This is a genomic window from Spirillospora sp. NPDC049652 (assembly GCF_040675125.1).
GTDB lineage: Bacteria > Actinomycetota > Actinomycetes > Streptosporangiales > Streptosporangiaceae > Spirillospora.
The window spans coordinates 1-1269 of the sequence record NZ_JBFAOF010001474.1 but is presented as its reverse complement, the minus strand read 5'-3'; the positions used below and the strand labels follow the sequence as shown (position 1 = coordinate 1269).

At 76.0% G+C, this 1269-nt stretch carries 1 protein-coding gene and 1 pseudogene; both read left to right on the top strand.

The features are described 5' to 3' along the window. Positions 1-544: class I SAM-dependent methyltransferase (locus AB0J52_RS41220; RefSeq protein ID WP_500188702.1), on the top strand; the 544-nt coding region annotated here is incomplete at its 5' end. Positions 545-674: 130 nt separating this feature from the next. After that, positions 675-1269, top strand: a pseudogene (locus AB0J52_RS41215) (sensor histidine kinase); the annotation flags it as partial.

The following is a 1269-nucleotide window of genomic DNA, read 5'->3' as shown; positions in this document are numbered from 1 at the left end:
CGTCGAGCCGGACCCGGCGATGCTGGCCGAGCTGCGCCGGGCCCACCCCGCCGTGACAGCGCTGGAGGGCGCCGCCGAGGAGATCCCGCTGCCGGACGGGTCGGTCGACGCCGTCGTGGTCGGCCAGGCCATGCACTGGTTCGACCTGGACCGCGCCTACCCCGAGATCCACCGCGTCCTGACGCCCGGCGGCGTCGTGGGCGGCCTTTGGAACCTGGACGACGACGCGGTCCCGTGGGTCGCCGAGATGAAGCGGATCGCCCGCAGCACCGTCTCGGCCAGCAGCTGGCGGCCGAAGACGCTGCCCGACCACCCGCTGTTCCCCTACGTCGAGCGCACCGAGTTCCCGCACGTCCAGCGCCGGACGGCCGAGTCGATGGCGGCGACGGTCGGCACCCACTCGCACGTCCTGCTGATGGACGAGCCCGACCGCCGTGCCCTGCTCGACCGCGTCGTCGCCCACCTGCGCGCGACCCCCGAGACCGCGGACGGAGCGTTCGACCTTCCCCTGATCACCCTCACCTTCCGCGCCGTCGCCGCCTGAGCGTCCGGAGCGGCACCCCCGCCGCGAGGGCGTCGCCGCGGGGAGCGGTCCGTCCGTACTCCGAACGATGTAGTCGGGACCGGCCCCCGGGAGGGGCGCGGGCGCTCCCCGACGGTGCTGAGATAGGGATGTGCATCGCTTCACGACCAGGCAGGACGCCCTGCTCGCGGCGCTGGCCTTCGCGGGCGGCGTCCTGCTGCTGTCCGCCCACGGCTACGTGCGGTGGACGGTGGACGGCTGGAGTGCGCCGCTGCGCATGCGGGCCGTGCCGCTGGCGGTGATGTGCGCCGGGATGCTGTTCCGGCGGACGGCCCCCATGACGGGGCTGGCGGTCTCCTCGGCCGGCAACCTCGCCGAGGTGCTGCTCGGACCCAGCCTGGGCGGGGCGATCGTCTACACCGACGCCCTGTACGCGGCGACGCTCTACGGCCCGCGCGCGGCCGTGCGGTGGCTGCTCGGGGCGACGATCGGGGCCTCGCTGGCGGTGCTGGCCGCCGCGGGGGTGGCCATGGGCTCGCCGGGGCCGGGCCTGGTGCTCGGCGCGGTCGCCGGGACGACCTGGCTGACGCCGGTGCTGACGGCCATGATCGTCCGGGAGCACCGGGACCGGGCCGAGGCCGAGCGGGAGCGGGCCCGCCAGGTGGCGCGGCTGGCGGAGATGGACCGGCTGGCCGCCGTGTCGGCCGAGCGGGCCCGGATGGCGCGCGAGCTGCACGACGTGGTCG